This window comes from Arthrobacter sp. 35W (assembly GCF_000482545.1).
Taxonomy (GTDB): domain Bacteria; phylum Actinomycetota; class Actinomycetes; order Actinomycetales; family Micrococcaceae; genus Specibacter.
This window is the reverse complement of sequence record NZ_KI519454.1, coordinates 1,940,120-1,960,821: the sequence shown is the minus strand read 5'-3', so window position 1 is coordinate 1,960,821 and position 20,702 is coordinate 1,940,120. Positions and strand designations below refer to the sequence as shown.

General features: G+C 66.9%; 22 protein-coding genes. 16 read left to right on the top strand and 6 right to left on the bottom strand.

Annotation, left to right across the window (positions count from 1 at the left end):
- Window positions 1-96 precede the first annotated feature (96 nt).
- Window positions 97-873 (top strand): GntR family transcriptional regulator, encoded by a 777-nt coding sequence (locus K254_RS0108630; protein WP_026555024.1) that lies wholly within the window; start codon window positions 97-99, stop codon window positions 871-873.
- Between the two features lie 32 nt (window positions 874-905).
- Complete coding sequence (locus K254_RS0108625) at window positions 906-1,766, top strand: ribokinase (protein WP_026555023.1); 861 nt, start codon at window positions 906-908, stop codon at window positions 1,764-1,766.
- Window positions 1,767-1,834: 68 nt separating this feature from the next.
- Here the strand turns inward: K254_RS0108625 and K254_RS22510 are convergent, their stop codons facing one another.
- Both K254_RS22510 and K254_RS0108615 read right to left on the bottom strand, forming a co-directional pair.
- Window positions 1,835-3,874 (bottom strand): M3 family metallopeptidase, encoded by a 2,040-nt coding sequence (locus tag K254_RS22510; RefSeq protein WP_035749149.1) that lies wholly within the window; start codon window positions 3,872-3,874, stop codon window positions 1,835-1,837.
- A gap of 122 nt (window positions 3,875-3,996) precedes the next feature.
- Window positions 3,997-4,599 (bottom strand): helix-turn-helix domain-containing protein, encoded by a 603-nt coding sequence (locus K254_RS0108615; RefSeq protein ID WP_026555022.1) that lies wholly within the window; start codon window positions 4,597-4,599, stop codon window positions 3,997-3,999.
- 81 nt (window positions 4,600-4,680) lie between these two features.
- On the opposite strand from K254_RS0108615, the gene K254_RS0108610 reads away from it, so the two are divergent.
- From K254_RS0108610 to K254_RS22505, 4 genes are all read left to right on the top strand, one after another.
- Complete coding sequence (locus K254_RS0108610; protein WP_051388993.1) at window positions 4,681-5,715, top strand: NAD(P)/FAD-dependent oxidoreductase; 1,035 nt, start codon at window positions 4,681-4,683, stop codon at window positions 5,713-5,715.
- Complete coding sequence (locus tag K254_RS0108605) at window positions 5,715-6,356, top strand: class I SAM-dependent methyltransferase (protein WP_026555020.1); 642 nt, start codon at window positions 5,715-5,717, stop codon at window positions 6,354-6,356. Before K254_RS0108610 ends, K254_RS0108605 begins: the two co-directional genes overlap by 1 nt.
- Window positions 6,357-6,647: 291 nt before the next feature.
- Window positions 6,648-6,920, top strand: a complete 273-nt coding sequence (locus K254_RS0108600; RefSeq protein ID WP_026555019.1) for a hypothetical protein — start codon at window positions 6,648-6,650, stop codon at window positions 6,918-6,920.
- A complete protein-coding gene (locus tag K254_RS22505) occupies window positions 6,921-7,424 on the top strand; it encodes a GNAT family N-acetyltransferase (RefSeq protein ID WP_051388992.1) in 504 nt (167 codons plus the stop codon).
- Here K254_RS22505 and K254_RS0108590 read toward each other — a convergent pair.
- Entirely contained in the window at window positions 7,421-8,260 is an 840-nt protein-coding gene (locus K254_RS0108590; RefSeq protein ID WP_026555018.1) for a phosphotransferase family protein, read from the bottom strand. The two genes, K254_RS22505 and K254_RS0108590, sit on opposite strands and share 4 nt — an antisense overlap.
- A gap of 109 nt (window positions 8,261-8,369) precedes the next feature.
- Here K254_RS0108590 and K254_RS0108585 point away from each other — a divergent pair, with 109 nt between their 5' ends.
- Window positions 8,370-8,951 (top strand): dihydrofolate reductase family protein, encoded by a 582-nt coding sequence (locus K254_RS0108585; RefSeq protein ID WP_026555017.1) that lies wholly within the window; start codon window positions 8,370-8,372, stop codon window positions 8,949-8,951.
- Between the two features lie 32 nt (window positions 8,952-8,983).
- Here the strand turns inward: K254_RS0108585 and K254_RS0108580 are convergent, their stop codons facing one another.
- Window positions 8,984-9,430, bottom strand: a complete 447-nt coding sequence (locus K254_RS0108580) for a hypothetical protein (protein WP_026555016.1) — start codon at window positions 9,428-9,430, stop codon at window positions 8,984-8,986.
- A gap of 174 nt (window positions 9,431-9,604) precedes the next feature.
- Here K254_RS0108580 and K254_RS0108575 point away from each other — a divergent pair, with 174 nt between their 5' ends.
- Entirely contained in the window at window positions 9,605-10,090 is a 486-nt protein-coding gene (locus tag K254_RS0108575; RefSeq protein ID WP_026555015.1) for a DUF1990 family protein, read from the top strand.
- Here K254_RS0108575 and K254_RS0108570 read toward each other — a convergent pair.
- Window positions 10,087-11,499, bottom strand: a complete 1,413-nt coding sequence (locus K254_RS0108570) for an aminotransferase-like domain-containing protein (RefSeq protein WP_026555014.1) — start codon at window positions 11,497-11,499, stop codon at window positions 10,087-10,089. The genes K254_RS0108575 and K254_RS0108570 overlap by 4 nt on opposite strands.
- Between K254_RS0108570 and K254_RS0108565 the strand changes: the two genes are divergently transcribed.
- Together K254_RS0108565 and K254_RS0108560 are read left to right on the top strand one after the other, a co-directional pair.
- Window positions 11,498-12,439 carry a DMT family transporter gene (locus K254_RS0108565; RefSeq protein WP_026555013.1) on the top strand — a complete coding sequence of 314 codons (942 nt, stop codon included), beginning with the start codon at window positions 11,498-11,500 and terminating at the stop codon, window positions 12,437-12,439. The genes K254_RS0108570 and K254_RS0108565 overlap by 2 nt on opposite strands.
- A gap of 28 nt (window positions 12,440-12,467) precedes the next feature.
- Window positions 12,468-13,100, top strand: a complete 633-nt coding sequence (locus K254_RS0108560; protein WP_026555012.1) for an FMN-binding negative transcriptional regulator — start codon at window positions 12,468-12,470, stop codon at window positions 13,098-13,100.
- A gap of 131 nt (window positions 13,101-13,231) precedes the next feature.
- Here the strand turns inward: K254_RS0108560 and asnB are convergent, their stop codons facing one another.
- On the bottom strand, window positions 13,232-15,916 hold the full coding sequence (asnB, locus tag K254_RS0108555; protein WP_026555011.1) for an asparagine synthase (glutamine-hydrolyzing): 2,685 nt from the start codon (window positions 15,914-15,916) through the stop codon (window positions 13,232-13,234).
- 169 nt (window positions 15,917-16,085) lie between these two features.
- Here asnB and pdxT point away from each other — a divergent pair, with 169 nt between their 5' ends.
- The 6 genes from pdxT to yajC all read left to right on the top strand — a co-directional run bounded on the left by pdxT (window position 16,086) and on the right by yajC (window position 20,619).
- A complete protein-coding gene (pdxT, locus tag K254_RS0108545) occupies window positions 16,086-16,829 on the top strand; it encodes a pyridoxal 5'-phosphate synthase glutaminase subunit PdxT (RefSeq protein ID WP_026555010.1) in 744 nt (247 codons plus the stop codon).
- A gap of 2 nt (window positions 16,830-16,831) precedes the next feature.
- Window positions 16,832-17,587 (top strand): YebC/PmpR family DNA-binding transcriptional regulator, encoded by a 756-nt coding sequence (locus K254_RS0108540; RefSeq protein WP_026555009.1) that lies wholly within the window; start codon window positions 16,832-16,834, stop codon window positions 17,585-17,587.
- A 2-nt stretch (window positions 17,588-17,589) separates the two neighbouring features.
- Window positions 17,590-18,174, top strand: a complete 585-nt coding sequence (gene ruvC / locus K254_RS0108535; RefSeq protein WP_026555008.1) for a crossover junction endodeoxyribonuclease RuvC — start codon at window positions 17,590-17,592, stop codon at window positions 18,172-18,174.
- A gap of 137 nt (window positions 18,175-18,311) precedes the next feature.
- Window positions 18,312-18,950, top strand: a complete 639-nt coding sequence (gene ruvA / locus K254_RS0108530) for a Holliday junction branch migration protein RuvA (RefSeq protein WP_026555007.1) — start codon at window positions 18,312-18,314, stop codon at window positions 18,948-18,950.
- Between the two features lie 52 nt (window positions 18,951-19,002).
- The gene (gene ruvB / locus K254_RS22500) at window positions 19,003-20,055 is read left to right on the top strand and encodes a Holliday junction branch migration DNA helicase RuvB (RefSeq protein ID WP_051389162.1); all 1,053 of its coding nucleotides are present in this window, start codon (window positions 19,003-19,005) and stop codon (window positions 20,053-20,055) included.
- A gap of 126 nt (window positions 20,056-20,181) precedes the next feature.
- A complete protein-coding gene (gene yajC / locus K254_RS0108520; protein ID WP_231391791.1) occupies window positions 20,182-20,619 on the top strand; it encodes a preprotein translocase subunit YajC in 438 nt (145 codons plus the stop codon).
- Window positions 20,620-20,702 lie beyond the last annotated feature (83 nt).

Sequence of the window (20,702 nt, the reverse complement as noted above, 5' to 3'; positions counted from 1 at the left end):
AATCTAGTTGTTATACAACCATGTATAACGGGCGGGGACAAGCCGTACAGTAGTGTTGAAGGGCCCTACGGCCGCAGCCAGTGAAGCGAGGAGCGCATGGCGGACACAGCATTGAGTTTCCTGTCGGCACCACTGGTGTCGGCCCCTGGCATGCCCCTGCGGGTGGCGGCGTACTCCCGGATTGCCCAGGCCATCAGAACGGATTTGCTGCGCCCGGGCTCGCTGCTGCCCACCGAAACGGAACTGGGCGCCCACATGAAGATCAGCCGGACGGTGGTCCGTGAAGCGCTGATGCTGCTGGAGGAGGACGGCCTGGTCCGCGCCCGCCGCGGCGTGGGCCGCTTTGTGGCCGATGCGCTGCCCCGGCACGGCATCGAGCGGGTGGCCCCCTTCGATGACATCTTCCGCGCGCCCGGCCAGCAGATCGCGCTGCACCGGGTCCAGACCACCCGGCAGCCGGCGTCGGAATTTGTCGCCCCGCGTGTCGGCCTGGAACCGGGGGAGCAGTCCTGGCTGTGGGAGAGCGTACTGCTGCGCGACGGCGAGCCCATCGCCCACCTGCAGGAGCACATTGCCTCCAACCCGGAGCATGACGAGCTGCTGGCCCGCCAGCCGGATCCCGCCGTCGGCGACGCGCGGACGCTGCTTGCCGTGCTGGACTCCGCCGGCGCCGGCGCGTTGGATGGCGAATGCCAGATCGGCCTGAGCACTGCCGGGGCGAGCCGCGCCGCGTTGCTGCTCATCGACCCCGCCGATCCGGTGCTGGTGGCCACCCAGAGCCTGCGCCGGTCCGGTGAACTCTTCTATCTGGCCAAATGTGTCATCACTGCCAAGGCGGGACACCTGTCCGTCATGCAGTCCCTCCAGCCCTGATGAGGGCACCCACCAAAGACAAAGGACCCTTCATGACCGAGCACCCGCGCCCCGCCCTCACCATTGTCGGCAGCATCAATCTGGACATCACGGCCACCACCGAGCGCCTGCCCACCCCGGGGGAGACTCTGGGCGGCGGCGTGCTCCGCCGCCAACCCGGTGGCAAGGGCGCCAACCAGGCTGTGGCCGCGGCCCGCCTCGGCGGCAGCTCGCGCATGGTGGGTGCCGTGGGCACGGACGGCGACGGCGCTGCCCTGCTGGCGGCGATGGAGGCGGCCGGCGTCGACACCACCGACGTGGCCCGGGTGGATGAGCCCACGGGCACGGCGCTGATCAACGTGGACAGCCACGGCGAGAACCAGATCGTGGTCTGCCCCGGCGCCAACGGGACGGTGTCCCTGGACGGCGTCGAGTTCGCGGCGGACGAGACGGTGCTCTGCCAGCTGGAAATCGACCTGGACTTGGTCGTCGAGGCAGCACGGAAGACCAGCGGCTACTTTGCGCTGAACGCCGCCCCGGCCATGGCGCTGCCCGCGGAACTGCTGGAGCGCTGCGATCTGGTGATCGTCAACGAGACCGAGTACGCCCTGATCCCGGCGCTGGCCGAAGCCAAACTCGTCGCCGTGACCTACGGCGGGGATGGGGCTGCGATGTTTGAGCACGGCGTCAAGGTGGCCGAGGCCGCCGGCTTCTCGGTTCCGGTGGCCAACACCATCGGCGCCGGCGATGCCTTCTGCGCGGCTCTGGTGCTGGCCCTGCGCGCCGGGCTGGGCTACGGCGCGGCATTGGCTGCGGCCAACGCCGTCGGCGCCGCCGCCGTGGGGGATTCCTCCTCCCAGCCGCCGCTGGAACCGCTGGCACACTACATCGCCGCAACCACCGTCTCCGCGTAGCTTCAACACAACGACGTCGGGCACCCTCCTTCCGGAGGGTGCCCGACGTCGTTGTGGCAGGGTTTGGCCTAGTCCAGGGCGGGCTGCCCCAAACCGCGCCGTGCCAGCAGCGGTGCCAGCTCGGCGTCGCGCCCGCGGAAGTCGCGGAAGGACTGCAGGGGATCCGCGGAGTTCCCGCGGGCCAGCACCGTGGCGCGGAAGATGTCGCCATTGGCCCGGGTCAGGCCGCCGTTGTCCTTGAACCACTCCACCGTGTCGGCGTCGAGCACCTCGCTCCAGATGTAGGCGTAGTAGCCCGCCGAGTAGCCGCCGGCAAAGATGTGCTTGAAGTAGCCCGTGCGGTAGCGCGGCGGAATCTGCGGCAGGTCCACCCCGGCGTCGGCCAGCGCCTGCGCCTCGAAGGCTGCGGGATCATCCACCGTAGTGCCCGGCTCCAACTCATGCCAGGCCAGATCCAGCAGCGTGGCCCCGAGGTATTCGGTGGTCGCAAAGCCCTGGCCCCACAAGGACGCCGCCTTGACCTTCGCGATCACGGCGGCGGGCAGCTGCTCGCCGGTGGTGTGGTGGCGGGCGTAGTTGGCCACCACCTCGGCGAACAGGATCCACATTTCATTCACCTGGGACGGGTACTCCACAAAGTCGCGCGGCACATTGGTGCCGGAGAATCGGGGGTACTTCACCGCGGAGAACAGCCCGTGCAGCGCATGGCCAAACTCGTGGAAGCAGGTCACCACCTCGTCATAGGTGAGCAGCGTGGGCTCGCCCTCCGGAGGCTTGGGGATGTTCAGATTGTTGACCACCACGGCATGGCGGCCGAACAGCCGGGACTGCTCCACCAATTCGTTCATCCAGGCCCCGCCGTTCTTGGTGTCGCGGGTGTAGTAGTCGCCCAGAAAAAGGCCCAGCGAGCTGCCGTCGGCATTGAGGACCTCCCAGACGCGGACGTCGGGGTGGTAGCCGGGCAGATCGGTGCGCTCGAGGAACGTCAGCCCATAGAGGCGTTCGGCGGCGTAGAACACGCCGTGGGTGAGCACCCGCTCCAGTTCGAAGTACGGCCGGAGGGCGGCCAGGTCGACGTCGTACTTGTCCCGGCGCACCTGTTCCGAATAGAAGGCCCAGTCCCACGCCTCGATGGGGTGGCCCGCGGCCTCGGCCAGCAGCTCCGCCTCGCTCTTGGCATTGGCGACGGCTGCCGGTGCCAGCTCGCCCAGCAAGTCGTGGATGGCGGCCAACGACGGCGCCGTCTGGTCATCCGTGGCGAATGCGGCATGGGTGGGGAAGCCCAGCAGGGCTGCGCGCTCGGCCCGCAGCTGCGCCATCCGGGCCGCCGTGCCCAGCACATTGGCGTCGTTGTCGCGGCTGCCACGGTTCACGGATGCTTCGAAGAGCCGGCGCCGGGTCTCGCGGTTGGTCAGGGATTCCATGGCCGGCTGGGCGGTCGGCAGGATCAGCGTCAGCAGGTAGCCGGCGTCGTGCCCCGCCGTGCGGGCGGCCTCCGCGGCGGTGGCGATGTCGTCGGCACCCAGCCCGTCCAGCTCCCCGGCGTCGGCCACCCACAAGGCCGAATCATTGGTGTCCTTGAGGACGTCCTGGGAGAACGTCGTGTTCAGCACCGACAGTTCCGCATTGAGTGCGCGCAGCTGGGTCTGGGACGGGGCATCCAGCTGGGCACCGGCGCGGGTGAACGCCTTCAGGTACTCCTCGAGCAGGCGTGCGGACTCGGCGTCGAGACCCTCGGCCGGAACGGCGCGGAAGCGCTGGTAGAGGGCCGCATCCAAGTAGATGTCGTCTCCGTGGGCGGCCAGCCGTGGAGCCACCTCCTGCTCGATGGCCTGGATGGAGTCGGTGGCATGGGCGCTGCTGGCATTGAAGAACACGGCGGCCACACGGCCCAGCAGCTGGCCGGAACGCTCCATGTCCACCACCGTGTTGGCGAAGGTGGCCAGTTCCGGGTTGCTGGTGATGGCTTCGATCTCGGCCAGCTGGGCCGCCATGCCCGCGGCAAAGGCCGGCAGATAGTGTTCGTTCCTGATGGCGGCGAAATTGGGCAGCCCATGGGGGAGCGGGCTTTCGGTCATGAACGGGTTGCTCGCGGCGTCAGCAGTCATGAAGGAACTCTTTCACAGCAAATGTGGTGCCCGCCACCCCGCCCCGCCCCAACTGGGTGACAGCTATCGCACGTTCCAGCGCCCGGAGTGTGCGATAGCTGTCACCTAGTTGGGGGCGTGGCTCAATGGTCCAGGCGGCCCGGTGGGGCGGCGCGGACGTGCATGCGTTCGCCCTGGGGGCCGAACAGGGAGAGGAACTCCACGTCCCCGGCACCCACCCGGCCGAACCAGTGCGGCGTGCGTGTGTCGAATTCCGCGGCCTCGCCGGCAGAGAGGATGATGTCGTGCGGGCCCAGCACCAGCCGCAGGGACCCGCGGAGAACGTACAACCATTCATTGCCCTCGTGCACCTTGGGCTCGGGATCGCGTTCGGGCACCGACGCCGGGATCAGGTGCTTGAACGCCTGCGGCCCGCCCTCGCTGCGCGACAGCGGCAGGATGATCTGGTCGCGGCGGCGCATGGGGCGCAGATAGATGCGCGGGTCGCCGATCTCCGGCGCGCCGACCAGCTGGTCCAGCGGCACCCCATAGGCGCGGGCCAACGGCAGGAGCAGCTCCAGGGCGGGCCGCCGCTGGCCGGATTCGAGGCGAGACAGCGTGCTGGAGGAGATGCCTGTCGTGGCCGAGAGCTCGGCCAAGGTGGCGCCCTTCTGTGTCCGCAGGGCCTTCAACCGCGGTCCAACGGTGGCGAGCATGGCCTCAGTGGTGGGAGTTGCGTCGTCCATGGCAGCCATTTTGCCAGATCGGCAAGAATCTTTGCCACCGCGGATGGCCGGGATCAGAATCGAAGCAGGAGGTCACAACCCATGACAAATGACCAGAACACTGCCCCCACCCATCCGCACCGCGATCCGGACCGTGTGCTCGACGTACTGGTGGTCGGCGGTGGAGCTGCCGGCCTGAGCGCCGCCCTCACCCTTGCACGGGCCCGCCGCGATGTGCTCGTTGTCGATGCCGGCGAGCCCCGCAACGCTCCGGCGGCGGGCGTGCACGGCTTCCTGACCCGCGACGGCATACCGCCCCTCGAGCTCACCAGGCTTGGCCGTGCCGAGGTCGAGTCGTACGGCGGCGACATTCTTTCGGGCACCGTTTCGGCCGCCCGGGCCCTGCCCGACGACGGCGGTGCGGCTCGTTTCGCTGCCACACTCATTACCGACGACGGCCGCAGCCGGGAGGTCCTCGCTCGGCGCCTCGTTATCGCCACCGGGCTCACGGACGAGCTGCCGGCCATCCCCGGCCTCGCCGAGCGGTGGGGACGCGACGTCGTGCACTGCCCGTACTGCCACGGCTGGGAGATCCGGGACCAGGCCATCGGCGTCTTGGCGACATCGGCCATGGCAATGCACCAGGCGCAGCTCTTCCGCCAGTGGAGCGGCAATGTCACGCTGTTCCTGCACAGCGGGCCGGAGCCGACTCCCGAGCAGTTGGAGGAGCTCGCCGCCCGCGGCATTGCGGTGGTGTCCGGGCCCGTAGCCGGGCTTCGGGTGGATGACGACAGGCTCACCGGAGTGGTGCTCGCATCCGGATCCACAGTGCCCGTCGACGCGCTGGCTGTGGGTGCGCCGGTGAAATCGAATGCCGACGTGCTCGCCGGGCTGGGGATCACTGCCGAGGCGCACCCCTCGGGGTTCGGCCTGACTGTGCCCAATGACCCTGCCACCGGGGCGACCGCCGTGCCGGGCGTGTGGGTGGCCGGTAACGTGGGCGATATGAAGATGCAGGTGGTCACAGCCGCCGCCTCCGGCGTATGGGTTGGCGCGGCCGTCAATGCGGACCTCATTGCAGAGGAAACGGCCGCTGCCGTGGCCGCCCGCCGCCACGGACTCGCGGAGGTGCGCTGATGAAAGCCCAGGAACAGCCGTTTGGGCGCAACTACTGGGAGGACCGCTATGCCGCCCCCGGGCACACGTGGAGCGGAAACCCGAATCCCGTATTGGTTGCCGAGGCCGCTGCCCTGGCACCTGGCCGGGCCCTGGACATCGGGAGCGGCGAGGGGGGCGATGCCATCTGGCTCGCTCTAGGAGGGTGGCATGTCATGGGGATAGACATTGCCGAGAATGCACTGCAGAAGGCGCGGGCCCGTGCCGAAGCAGTCGACTTGGCTGCCGCCGACCGCATCGACTGGCAGCAGCGCGATCTCACAGTATGGGGGCCGGAGCCACTGTCCTACGATCTGGTGTCGGCGCAGTTCATGCACCTGCCGCTGCCAACGCGGACCGAGCTGTTCCGCTCCCTCGCGGCGGCCGTCGCGCCGGGCGGCACCCTGCTGATCGTCGGCCACGACGTCGTCGACGTCGAGGAGGGTGGACACCGGGCCCACCTTCGACACGTGATGTTCGACGTCGACGAAGTTGTCTCCGCCATCGCGGGGGAGTCCTTGGCCGTCGAGGTGGCCGAGTCGCGGCCGCGGCAGGTTTCGGACGCCGACGGCGGCATCGCCGTGATGCATGATGTGGTGGTGCGGGCGGTCCGGAGTCTGTAGGGGGAGAGGCCGCCCGCATGCGATTGTCTCAGCCCCCTGTCACACGGGCGGTGGGGCCGGTGAAGCATTGCTAGCATCGGAGTCCATTGTCGTCGTCAGGAGGAACGTTGCCGCGCCCATTCATGGTCGCTCCGAACCAGCTCGCCTCCCTTGAAGGGCAGAAGTACCTGGTGCTCCGCCCGTCGGGTTCGGTGATGAGGGCCTGCGAAGACGGGCAGGCCAGAGCGCTGTCAACGCTGCCCGGCGCCGTTCAAGATCCTGATTGCCCGGCTCGCTCGCACGCCGTCGCTTGTGGACACCTATGCCGATCTCACGGCGATGCTCGATCAAGGCGACTACCGCCGCATTGGCGAGCTCAGCCTCGATGACTGGATCTTCCACATGTCGATCGTCTACTGCAGCGGGCTCCCCGACGACGAGTGGGAGGCCGCTCGGGAACGTCATTCGCAGGAGCTCGCGGATGGTCCCACCGACGCCGCAGCCGAGCTCGAATTCGTTTGGTACCAGGGCGGCGTCGAACATCGGGAGGCCATGTCCCTGGACGTGGCCAGGTCCATCCGGTAGATGACTGTCGTTGAGGTCCAGCGCCGTCGTGACCCCGACGCCGTCGACCAGGTCCTGAAGTCACTGCCCGAGTGGTTCGGCATCGACGACGCCATCGCCGGCTATGTTGCGAGCGTGGTCCGGCGGGACTGCTTCCTCGCGGTGCTGGACGGCGACGTCGTTGGAGTGGCGCTGGTGGAGAGGCATTTCCCGGAATCGGCGGAGTTGGCATTGATAGCCGTTGGGGCCGGCCACCGCGGCTCCGGAGTTGGCGCCGCTCTTGTCCACGCTGTTTCGGAGACCCTGAGGGCCGAGGGCTGCAGTCTGCTCCAAGTGCACACCGTGGGATCGTCGTTCGAAAATGCTGCCTACGAGCAGACCAGGGCCTTCTACCGGCGGATGGGCTTTCTGCCTCTGCAGGAGTTTGATCGAATCGACTGGGATGGCCCGACGCTTGTTCTGGTGATGCAGCTCGTGACGCCACCTGCCAGCGGGTCCAAGGCAGCCGCGCCGGGGTCGGGCTAGAGGCCGGACAGCACCCGCTCGACCATCCCCACACCGGAACGTTCAAACGCGGCGTCGCCAATCTGGTGGCCCCACACAACCGTTGATATGGCCTGGTTCAGATTTTCCAGACGCCAAATGTCCTCGTCCGGGGCTTCTACTTTCATTCCCAACCCGGCGTAGAAGGCATCCTCCAGATCCGGGCGTTCGACGAATTGCTGGTGGGTGAGCCTGACGAGGTCGTGCACCCACGGCCGGGCATCCGCCCGGCCAAAGTCGATGACCTTGATGGTGCCGTCCTCCTGCAGCCAGTTGCGCGGCTGGTAGTCGCCGTGGGTCGTGGCCAGCTGGACCGGCCCAGGGTTCAGCGCCTCCAGCTCTGCAGCCAGGCGGACTCGCCAGTCTTCCGGCACCAACCCTTGGGCGCGGTCCACCGCGGACTGCGTCTTGATGGCCAGGGCCGTGGCATAGTCCCGTGAAACCCCTGCCGGCTTGTGGATCCTGCCCAGCAGCGCGCCTGCCTGGCGGTACGTTTCGGGCGCACCCTCCGCCGTCGTGCCTTCAACAAGGCTGCCCGGGAGGAACTCCGTCACCAGGAGTTTGGCCTCCGTCGAAGCATGGACCAGCACGGGAACCCGTCCATAGAGGCCGGTGAACCCTCTTGCATGCGCGGTGATTTCCCGCCGGATGTGGTGGCTCGTCACGCTGGCCTTGACGATGAAGTCCTCGCCGGTGGATGTGCGTATGTGGAGCACGGTGGTGTCTTGCAACGGCCAGGAATGGTCGTGCACAGTGGAAAATTCCCCCAGCCAGGAATCGAGCAGGTTCTTTTGTACTTCCGTCAATCCATCGGGCATTCGACAATCCTGCCATTGATAGCCCCAGGGACACCCACGGGTCCCAGGAGCATTGCGCACACAACCGGCTGGATCTAGCGTGGGGATATCTAGGACAAGGGGCTGGGAGATGTCTTCATCGGTGCTCTACATGTCAATGTCCCTCGACGGGTACATAGCGGGCCCGAATGACGGACCCGAGCATCCCGGCGGCGACGGCTTTGACCGGCTGCATGAGTGGTTCCACAATGCCGAGGGTGAGTTTGTCCGCCCCGATGGACCGGCCGGGGTGTTGTGGGACGAGATACTTGCCACCGGCGCCGTGTTGGCGGGCCGGCGTACCGTCGAGCAGGTGGACCACTGGAAGGGCGACCACCACGGTGTGCCGATCGTGGTGCCCAGCCATCGGCCGCCCGGCCCCTCGGTGGCGAGGTACCCCATGGTGACCTACGTGCTGGACGGCATTGAAAAGGCAATGGCGCAGGCCAAGGCGGCGGCCGGGGGCCGGGATGTGATGGTGCATGGGGCCTACACGGCGCAGCGCGCGCTTGAAGCAGGCGTCCTGGACGAACTGCAGATCCACCAGATCCCTGTCTTGTTTGGCCAGGGCCGCCGGCTGTTCGACATCCTGCCGTCCCATATCGAGTTGGAGATCATCAGGGTGCTCGACACTCCAGTGGCCACCCACATCCGCTACCGCGTCCAGCACTGACCGCGGCCGCCGCCCTCTACCGTCAACAGCCCCTACGAACCGGTGATGAGGAGGTTGTCGGTGAGCCTTGTCCACCCGGACGATTCCAGCTTCCGGGTGTCGTAATCGTCCCGCACCAAGGTGGCGGACCATCGTCCGCCCGGCCCGCCAACCTCAATGATCTGGCCAGAGCTGTTCGACGACCCACAGCCGACAATCCACGGTGGCATATCGCCAGGAGGAACGACGGCGATGCAGGCGACCGTCGCGTCGTCGTTCTCTGCGGCGTAGTACTGGACGCCGTCGTTCGCGGCGAGCAGCCGCACGCTGTCCGGATTCGGACTCTGCGGACCTTCCGGAAAGGCAACTCCTGCCGGCAGCACGTCCTCCGCCGTCGGCGCACGGTCCAGGGCTTTCAGGCCCACCTGCCCCGAGCAGCCGCCCAGAAGCAGTACTGCGCACAGCGCAGTGGTGAATAGTTGGATTGACTTCATTGTCATGACATTGCCCCCAAAGCTGTCGATTCTCAGAGGCTACCCGACAACGAACATGATTGCCGCCAAGGAACATCGGCGCGCATGTTCATAGGCGGCAAATGTGTTCATTTCTGCGAGACTGCATCTGGAACGCCCCACATCAGCAAAGAGCCGACGGGCGGCGATAGGGGATGGCGCATGACAAGTCCGGATCTTCAAACCTGGCCCGCAAGCGACGGCAGCCACCGCCGTTCTGAGGTGTCGGCGGTCGTGGGCAGCGGCGACGCGGACTGGGACCGTGCCGCGCGGGAGGTTCTCCGGTGGAGGGTCAAAACGGCGAGTGGCTTCGCCGTGGAGCCAGCCGGTCCAGTGTCGCTGGGAGGTCTGGCAACTGTCACGGTGCGCGTGTTCGGCGTGGCTATCGTTGAACCCGTCCAGGTCACGGCTGTCATCGAGAAGCCGGATTGGGTTGGATTCTCCTACAAGACCCTGCCGGGGCATCCTGTCAGTGGGGAAGAGGCCTTCATCGTGCACCGCGACGGCGAGGAGGTGCGCCTCACCATTCGCTCGCTCACCCGAGCGGCGCCCCAGCAACCATGGCGTGCGCTCTACCCAGTTCTCCTCGTCGCGCAGCTCATCGTGCGCAGGCGGTATCTGCGCGCTCTGCGCCGCGAAACTCTCTAGCCGCCGTTGTTCCTGAGCGCGGCGCCCAGCACACGTGCACCCTCGGGATAGGCGCCGGGGTTCGCACCCGAGTAGTTGAGCCGGATGAACGGCCCGGTGGGTTCGGCAGGGAACCATTCCGTGCCGGCAGCGATGATGACGCCGGCATCTTCGCAGTCGCGTGTCAGCCTGGCAAGGTTCGTTCCGTCGGGCATGCGCAGCCACAAGTTCAGCCCACCCTTGGGGATGTGTTCGATGTGGGCTTCCGGCGCGTGCTCCCGCAGGCTGGCCACCAAGAGGTCGCGGCGGGATTGCAACTGGTGGCGGAGGCTGCGCAGGTGCGTCTGCCAGCCCGGCTGCGTGACGACGTCGAGGGCTGCAGCCTGGAGGAAGCCGCTCACATACATGGACTCCGCACTCCTGTCCGCCAGGATGCGTTCGCGCGCCGGCCCGCGGGCTATGACGCCGGCAATGCGGATGGCGGGGGAGACGCTCTTGGTCAGGGAACGGATGTAGATGACGTGGCCGGAATCGTCCCGTGCAGCGATGGGCGAGGGGCTGGTGGTGATGCCAAAGTCGTGGGCCCAGTCGTCCTCAACCAGAAACGCCCCATTGCTGCGCACCACGTCCAGAATCTGCTCACCCCGCCCCGGAGCCCATTGCGACCCGGTGGGATTGGCGTAATGCGGCTGTGCGTAGAACATCCGTGCACCGGTGTCGGAAAAGGCCCGGGCCAGCGCCTCCGGATCGGGCCCCTCGGGGCCGCTGGGCACGGGAACCAGCCGGACGCCGGCCTGCGACGCGGCGAGGATGGCACCCCAATAGGTGGGCGATTCGATGAGCAGCGGCTGCCCGCGGCCGACCAAGGCGCTGAAGATGGAGCTGAGACCGCTTTGGCTGCCGGGGAGCACGACGACGTCGCTGGGCGTGGGCGGGTTGATGCCGGCAGGCGTGGCGGCGCCAAGTTCCTGCGAAAACCAGGACTGCAGTTCGGGAAGCCCCGCGGCCGGCGGCCGGGACAGCGCTGCATCGCCCCGGGCTGCGCGGGCCAGCGCCGCACGGACGAGGCGCTCCGGCAGCAGCTCCCGGTCCGGGTAGCCGGAGTGGAATGCGATGGCCTCGTTCGATGCGCCGCGCATGGTGGCGGATCTGGACGACAACAGGGCCGGTGATGATCCGAGGGCGGCACTCTGCCAGCCGTAGTCCGACGGCCGTGCCGTGCGGGTGGCCCTGACAAACGTCCCCACTCCGGGCCGGCTCTCGATCAACCCCCGCGAAGTGAGTGTCTGCAGCGCCTTTTGCACCGTGACCGGACTGGCCTGGAACTCGGCAACCAAGGTCCGCGTTGAGGGCAGCTTGGCGCCCGGTGCGGCACCGTCCATCCACTTCTTGAGTCGCGCAACAATGCGGGAACTGCTATCGTCATACATGAGAGACAATAGTAGCGCTACTGTCCTGGTTCGGCCAGTGATACCGCCCCGATCGGCAACGGGCCTCTGGTGGGGGCTGCTCGGAGTAGCGGCTTTTTCCTTCACTGTGCCGTTCACCAAGATCGCCGTCGCCGGCCTGTCGCCGCTGTTCATCGGCTCCGCCCGCGCCGTTGTGGCTGCGATTTTGGCCGTGCTGGCCCTCAGCCTCACCCGGCAGCGTCTTCCCCAGGGTCGCCAGTGGATTCGGCTCGCAGTGGTCGCTGCCGGGATCGTCGTCGGCTTCCCGCTTCTCACCTCTTTTGCCCTGACTTCCACCCCGGCCAGCCATGGCGCCGTCGTGATCGCCCTGCTGCCCGCCGCGACGGCTGCGGCGGCCGTTCTGCGCGGGCGCGAGCGTCCGTCGGCAGGATTCTGGGCCGCCAGCATACTGGGTGCACTGGCCGCCATTGGCTTCGCTCTGCTCCAGTCCGGCGGCTTTGGCCAGCTGGGCTGGGCCGATCTGCTGCTCTTCGGTGCCGTGGTGGCCGCGGCCACCGGATACGCCGAGGGTGGGCTGCTGGCCCGGGAGCTCGGCGCGTGGCAGACCGTGTCGTGGGCGCTTGTCCTTGCGTCCCCGCTGATGGTGGTCCTGGCCGCGGTGTCCATCCTCCAGCAGCCGCCGTCGGGCACGCCCGTCCAGTGGGCCGCCCTGGCCTACCTCGGCGTCGTGAGCATGTTCCTGGGTTTCATTGCGTGGTACCGCGGCCTGGCCATCGGCCCCATGGCACAGGTCAGCCAGATCCAGCTCGTCCAACCCATTCTGACCCTCTGCTGGGCCTGGCTCCTGCTCGGGGAGACGTTGACGTGGACCACTATCGTTGGCGCCCTCGCCGTCATCCTCTGCGCCGCGGCGGCCGTCCGCGTCCGGCTGGGCACACCACGCCCGCCCACCAACCCGTGAAACCCATCAACCAGCGAAGGAACACCCCATGTACACCCCTGAACACTTCGCCGCAGGCCCGGAGGCGATCCAGGAGCTGCTTCGCGCACCCGGTGCCGCCAATCTGGTGACGACGACGGCGCAGGGTCTGCTCGCCACGCTGCTGCCGTTCGTCTACGATCCGTCCATCGGCGAGCATGGCGCGCTTCACGCCCACCTCGCCCGGAACAATGCACAATGCATGGAGCCGTCCATTGGCGAATCGTTGGCCATCATCCAAGGCCCCGACGCCTACATCTCGCCGTCCTGGTACGCGTCAAAGGCCGAGCACGGGCGGGTGGTCCCGACCTGGAACTACGCCACCGCCCACGTCTACGGGACACTCACCATCCATGACGACCCATTGTGGCTCGGCCGGCATGTCAGGGCGCTGACGGCCCTGCATGAAGCCGGTGCGGAGCACCCCTGGACCGTGGAGGACGCGCCGGAGCGCTTCATTGCCGGGCAGCTGAGGGCCATCGTCGGCGTCGAACTGGTGATCACCCGGATCGAGGCGAAGACCAAGCTGAGCCAGAACCGGCCCGACGGCGACATCGCCGGCGTCGTGGACGGGCTCCGACGCGCCGGCGAGGCGGGCATGGCCGCCGCAGTGGAGCAGGCCAACCAGCGCTGCCCCCGGTAGGAGGCACCGGCGCGGACTAGGCATGCACCACAAAAGAAGACGATTGCCGCCGGGGAACATGCGTGAACATGTTCCCCGGCGGCAATCGTCTTCGTTTCTGCAAGGTCCGCCGCACTAACCGCGGAGCGCTGCTACTTCTGGGTGAACACCAGCGACATGGGCGTCGTCTCGGTGGTCTGGCCCTGCGGGTTGTCCTTGAAGATCCCTTCCAGCACCGGCTTGGACAGGGGGGTGTCGTGGCCCAGGGCCACCACGCCGAGGTCGTTGGCGTCCATGATGGCCGTGCCGGCGAACGTTGCGGCGTACTCGGCCGGAACGTGCTGGCGCACCAGGGCGCTCAGGCGGGCGGCCACGCCGTCGGGATCCAGCGGAGCGTACTTCACCGAGTGGGTGGAGGTGCCCACCTGGTAGCCGGCGGCGCCGTCGATCGCGTTGATGTTGTGGCCCACCACTTCGTAGAACACGCCGGACTTGCCCTGGAGCTTGCCGACCACGCTGCGGGCGGAGGCATAGGCGATGCGGGGCAGGCCCACCTCGTCGATGGCCAGCTGCATGGACCAGGGGCTGGCCAGGCCGATGCCGCCCGGGTTGCGGGTGACGAACTTGGAGAAGAAGCGCGCGGCGTTGGTCACCTTGATGTCCCAGACCGGAATGGACCGGCCCTGGGTCATGGCCACGATCTTCTCCGAGACGAACAGGTACCACGGGGTGTCGGCCGTGGCGCCCTTGTGCTCGGCTCCGGCGTCGGGCAGGCCCTCGAAGAAGCGCTTCACATAGGTCATCACGGCGGGGTCGAAGTCCGTCTCCTTGTAGAAGACCTCCGTGCGCAGCGGGTAGCGGCGGTAGGTGCCGCCGTCGGCCGGGACGGTGATGTCCAGGTTCTTGTCCGCATTGGGGATGTAGTCGCTCTTGCCCTCGATGCCAGCCAAGACCGGCGGCTCGTCGAAGAATTCGCGCAGCCACAGCTCGGTGTTCAGCAGGCGCCAGAAGACCATGGTGGAGCCGGAGCTCTTGCCGTTGAGGTATTCCTCAAAGGCGTAGATGATGGCGTCCTGGTTCCAGTACGGGCGGTTCTCGAAGGAGGAGGACAGGAAGATCTCGTAGATCTTTTCCTTCATCAGCGTGAACCACTCGGCCTCGGGCGTGGTGAAGCCGATCTTGTTGCGGCGGTTGGAGATCATCTCCGGCAGCAGGCCGCGGGTGGCGTCGCGCAGAATCCGCTTGTTCCAGCCGCCCTTGATGATGGACTCATCGGAGAGGCTGAAGAGGAACTTGACCACTTCCTTGTCCAGGAACGGCACGCGGCCCTCCAGGGAGAAGCGCATGGTGTTCTTGTCCTCGTAGCGCAGCACGGCCGGCAGGGACTTGTGAAACAGGTCGTCGATCAGGCGCAGCTTGAGGTTGTCCGGGATGTTGGAGAACTTCTCGCCCTTGAAGCGCGCGGTGAAGGTCTTGTTCAGCAGCGGGGAGATGCTGACATCCTTCTTGATGGTCAGCATGCTCTGCAGGCGGAAGCGGCCCAGGCGGAACAGGATGTCCGCACTGGAGGCAAGCTCCTTGGCCAGCTTGGCGTTCTGGCCGTTCTTCTTCAGCTGGCGCAGGTAGGCGAAGTAGTACGGGATGTACCCGGCCATCATTTCGTCGGCGCCCTGGCCGTCCAGCAGCACCGTGACGTGCTTGGAGGCCTCCTGCATCACTCGGTACTGGGCGTAGGGGCCGGAGGAGATGATGGGCTCCTCCATGGTGCGGACGAAGTCCTCCAGGTCGACGGCGAACTCGTCGGCCTTGGGCAGGATCTTGTGGCTGGTGACGTTGCCCTCGCAGCGGGCCAGCACGGCGTCGGCGTACTTCTCTTCATCGTTGATGGAGTTGGGGAAGATCGCGGAGAACGTCTGCTGGGTGGCACCCAGGGAGTCCGTGGCAGCGGCCTTTTCCTGCATCAGCTTGTTGATGGTGGCGACGACGGCGGAGGAGTCCAGTCCGCCGGACAGCGCGGTGCCCACGGGGACCTCGGACTGCAGGCGCAGGCGCACACCCTCGGTGAAGCGTTCGCGGTATTCATCGATGACGGCCTGGCTGTAGGGCGTTTCGATCTTGGCCAGCTCGGCCAGCTCTTCCTTCAGGCGGGTGAAGGGGCTGATGGTGATGGTGCCGGCCGGGCCGTCGGCGTTGTCCACGGTGCTGAGCACCAGCTTCTCGCCGGGCATCAGCTTGTGGATGCCCTCGAAGAAGGTCTGGGCCTCCTCGTCGTGGATGCGGAACTGGAGGTAGCGGTACAGGATCCGCTCGTTGACCTTCTTCTCCAGCTTGCCGGCGGCCAGCAGCGGCTTGATCTCCGAGCCGAAGAGCAGCTTGGGCTCGGCGGCGGTGCCGGTGCTCGCGTAGTACAGCGGCTTGATGCCGAAGTGGTCGCGGGCCAGCACCAGGCGGCTGTTCTTCTTGTCATGGATGGCGAAGCCAAACATGCCGTTGAAGCGGTCGAAGGCTGCGTCGCCCCACTCCTCGTAGGACTGCAGCACCACTTCGGTGTCCGAGACGGTGCTGAAGGTGCGGCCCAGGGCTTCGAGCTCGGCGCGCAGGTCCAGGTAGTTGTAGACCTCGCCGTTGTAGATCAGCACGGTCTGGCCGTCGGCGCTGTACATCGGCTCCTGGCCGTGGGCGACGTCGATGATGGACAGACGGCGGTGGGCCAGGCCCACATTGCCATCGGTGTAGATACCCTCGCCGTCGGGGCCGCGGTGCACAATGCACGCATTCATCTCTTTGAGAAGACTTTCGTCTGCCCCGTAACCGTAGTATCCGGCGATTCCGCACATACTGTACGTTCCTCATCTGTAGTTCGTCAGTCCTCGGTCAATGCTACTTGCTGGCCGGGCGGCCGTCGGGCACCGGCACCCCGGCGCAGGGGGAGGCCGACGGCGCTGTGGGCGTGGGCGCCCGCCCCGCCCGGGCGGTGGCGGAGCAGGCGGCCACTATGATGTTTTGGTGACCAATCACATAAGCCCCACGTCCACGGGCACTTCTGCCCAGCCCCTGGTGGGCATCCTCGCCCTGCAGGGCGATGTCCGCGAACACGCCCGGGCCATCGAGGCCAGCGGAGCCCGCGCCATCAGCGTCCGGCGCCCCAGCGAGCTGGCCGCCGTCGACGGTTTGATCCTGCCCGGCGGCGAGTCCACCACCATTGACAAGCTGACGCGCATCTTCGAGCTGGCCGAGCCGCTCAAGGAACGCATCGCCTCAGGGCTGCCGGTCTACGGCAGCTGTGCCGGGATGATCCTGCTGGCCAATGAGATTGCCGATCCCGCCCGGGATCTGGCCGGAAACGCCCAGCAGACCCTCGGCGGCCTGGACATCACGGTCCGCCGCAACGCCTTCGGCCGGCAGCGCGATTCCTTTGAGACGAACCTCTCCTTCACCGGCTTGGCCGCCCCCGGCGAGCAGGAAACTCCCGTCCACGCCGTCTTCATCCGGGCGCCCTGGGTGGAGCGTGTGGGGGAGTCCGTCCAGGTGCTGGCCTCCGTGCACCTGCCGGCCACGGCCCATGATGCCGGCCATGATCCTGCCGCCCTTCCAGGGGCCGCGGGTGCGGGGGCGGATAGAATTGGACCAGATGTCCGTGCGGTGGCTGTGCGTTCGCAGCATCTGCTTGCCACCTCCTTCCACCCGGAAGTGACGGGGGAGCGCCGCATCCACGAACTGTTTATTCGAATGATTAGAGGGGAAGCGTAACCATGTCAGGCCACTCCAAATGGGCTACAACCAAGCACAAGAAGGCCATCATCGACGGCCGTCGTGCCAAGTCCTTCGCCAAGCTGATCAAGAACATTGAAGTTGCCGCCCGCATCGGCGGACCGGACATCGTCGGAAACCCGGCGCTGGAACTGGCCGTCTCCAAGGCCAAGAAGACCTCGGTGCCCAGCGACAACATCGACCGCGCCATCAAGCGCGGCTCCGGCCAGCTCGGCGAGGCCGTCGACTACCAGACCATCATGTACGAGGGCTACGGACCCCAGGGCACCGCCATCCTCATTGAATGTCTGACGGACAACAAGAACCGCGCCGCCTCCGAGGTCCGCCTCGCCGTGGGCCGCAACGGCGGCAACATGGGTGATCCCGGTTCCGTGGCGTACATGTTCACCCGCAAGGGCATCGTCACGCTGCCCAAGAGCGGCCTCACCGAGGACGATCTGCTGATGGCAGTGCTGGACGCCGGCGCCGAAGAGGTCAAGGACGAGGGCGAAACCTTCGAGATCCACTCCGAGCCGCAGGACCTCCCCGCCATCCGCGCCGCCCTGGCCGAGGCCGGCATCGAGTACGACACCGATGAGGCCGGTTTTGTACCGTCCATGCAGGTGGAGCTCGACGTCGACAACGCCCGGAAGTTCATGAAGCTCTACGACGCGCTGGAGGATCTGGACGACGTCCAGAACATCTACTCCAACGCCGATATGAGCGCCGAGGTCCTGGCCCAGCTGGAAGAGGACTAATTCTGCGTGTTCTCGGTGTCGACCCCGGCCTGACCCGCTGCGGTCTGGGCGTGGTGGACGTTGCCCCCAACCGGACGGCCACCCTGGTGGCCGTCGGGGTGGTGGGCAGTTCACATGAGATGTCCCTTGACGCCCGGCTGCTGGTCATTGCCGATGCCATCGACCAGTGGCTGGACGCCTGGACCCCCGATGTCCTGGCGATTGAGCGCGTTTTCGCGCAGACCAACCTGAGCACGGTCATGGGCGTGGCGCAGGTGTCCGGCATCGTCATCGCCGCCGCCGCCCGCCGCAAGATCCCCGTGTCCCTCCACACGCCGTCTGAGGTCAAGGCCGCCGTGACGGGCAGCGGCCGGGCGGACAAGGCGGCCGTGACGACCATGGTCACCAAGATCCTGCGCCTCTCGGCCCCGCCCAAGCCGGCCGATGCCGCCGATGCCCTGGCCCTGGCCATTGCCCACGCCTGGCGCAGCGGCCCCGGCTCCCAGGTTTCCTCCTCCGAAGGCTCGACGGCGGCCCAGCAGCTCTGGCGCGACGCCGAGGCGAAGGCAAAGAAGAACAAGGAAAAGTCGGGTCAAAGCTGGCGCTAAAGCGTGGCAGCTGCCGATGGAACCGCATTTGGGTCTAATCTATTCGTAGATATGTTCGGATTTCTGGATGCGCAACCCTGGTGGATGCGCACGACACCCAGTCCGGACGGAGCAGGCACGCAGGGAGAAACCAGATCATGATCAGCTTTGTACGCGGCCCGGTGGCCCACCTTTCCCTGTCGCAGGCCGTGATCGACGTCAACGGCATGGGCATGCTGGTGCACGCCACGCCCAAGACCCTCGGCACTCTCCGGCTGGGCCAGGAGGCGGTCATCACCACCACCATGATTGTCCGCGAGGACTCCATGACGCTCTTCGGTTTTGCCGATGTCCACGAGCGCGAGGTCTTCGACACGCTGCTGAGCGTCAGCGGCATCGGCCCCCGCCTGGCCCTGGCCGTGCTGGCCGTCCTTGACCCCGAGGCCATCCGGATCGGCGTAGAAACCGGTGACGGCAAGGTCTTCACCAAGGTTCCCGGCATTGGCCCCAAGGTGGCCGGACGGATCGTGCTTGAACTCAAGGGCAAACTGGTCCCCACCGGCATCCCTGCCGGGCCCGCCCCCGCGGCCACCGCCGAATGGAAGCCGCAGGTCATCGCGGCCATGACCAGCCTGGGCTGGAACGAAAAGGATGCTTCGGCCAGCATCGACAAGGCGACGGCGGACGAGCCCGAGCTGGTGGCCGGCGGCAATGTCGCCCAGATCCTGCGCGCCACCCTGAGGTGGCTGGGCTCCGACGGCGCCCGCACCGGCACCCGGGCGGCATCCCGTGTCTGAGCGGCGGATGGCCGGCGACGGCGGATCCCTGCTGCCCGGCCAGCTGGCAGCGATGGAGGGTGCAGCCTTGGTCTCGGCCGCCACCGAGCCCGAGGAGCGGGCCATGGAGGCAGCTCTCCGGCCCAAGAACCTCGACGATTTTGTCGGCCAGGCCCGCGTGCGCCGCCAGCTCTCCCTGGTCCTGGAGGCCTCGCGGATGCGTGGGCGCACGGCGGACCACGTGCTCATGTCAGGCCCGCCGGGCCTGGGCAAGACTACTTTGGCGATGATCATTGCCGCGGAAATGAATGCGCCGCTGCGCATCAGCTCCGGCCCCGCCATTCAACACGCCGGAGACCTGGCGGCAATTCTGTCCTCCCTGTCCGAGGGCGAAGTGTTGTTTTTGGATGAAATCCATCGGATGTCCCGCCCGGCCGAGGAAATGCTCTATATGGCCATGGAAGACTTCCGAGTGGACATCATCGTCGGCAAGGGTGCCGGAGCCACGGCCATTCCCTTGGAATTGCCGCCCTTCACCCTGGTGGGGGCCACCACCCGCGCCGGTCTGCTGCCCGGCCCGCTGCGTGACCGCTTCGGGTTCACCGGCCACTTGGAGTTTTATTCGGTGGCCGAGTTGGAGCTGGTGCTCCGCCGCTCCGCCGGCCTGCTGGATTTGAAATTGACCAGTGCCGGATTCTCCGAGATTGCCGGCCGTTCCCGGGGGACCCCCCGCATCGCCAACCGGCTGCTGCGCCGTGTGCGGGACTGGGCGCTCGTCCATGCCGTGGACAGCATCGACGCCCGCACCGCGGGAGCGGCGCTGGATATGTACGAGGTGGATGCCCGCGGGCTGGACCGGTTGGACCGTGCGGTGCTGGAGAGCCTGGTGCTTAAGTTCAACGGCGGTCCGGTGGGGCTGTCGACGCTGGCCATTGCCGTGGGCGAGGAGCCGGAGACGGTGGAAACCGTTGCCGAGCCGTTCCTGGTCCGTGAGGGCCTGCTGGGGCGTACGCCGCGGGGGCGCATTGCCATGGCCTCGGCCTGGGAGCATCTCGGGCTCCGCATGCCGGAGAACACGGCGGCCGCCGCGCTGGGTCAAACATCAGATGATTCTGAATTCGAATAGTCCCATTCTTAAGCTTCACGCCGAAATATCATGATGCTCCCAGCTAAACCGCATAGACTTGTATGACGTCCGGCACGTTAAGTGCATCGGACATTCAATCTAGACGTATATGAACGGAACTACGCTGTGTTCAATAGCATCCTGTCAGCCGAGACGGCCCCCGCAACTGCTGCGCCTGGCTTTGACCCGATGACGCTGATCCTCTTCGCGATCTTTGCCGTCGTCATTTTCATGATGTTCCGCAAGCAGAAGAAGGCCAAGGCCGCCCAGGCGGAGCAGCAGGCCAAGATGGCCCCCGGCGTTGAGATCATGACCAACTTCGGCCTCTTCGGCACGGTTGTCTCCGTGGACGAGGAGAACAACAAGGTTGTCGTCGAGCTGGCCCCCGGCAGCCACGCCACCGTGCACCGCCAGACCATCGCGAAGATCACGCTGCCCGAAGATGCCGCAGCAGTGGTTCCGGATGACGCTTCCTCCCTGACGGCCGAGGAGCCCAGCGCCCCTGCCGTTGAGGCTGCGGATGAGCCCATTTCGCTGAACAAAGACAACAACAAAGACAACTAGCGCCCGGGTGGGGCCACCAGGCTCCGCTGCGCATGTCAGCTCGGGCAGGCCGCTTCCGTCGCAAGACGGGGGCGGCACTGCCG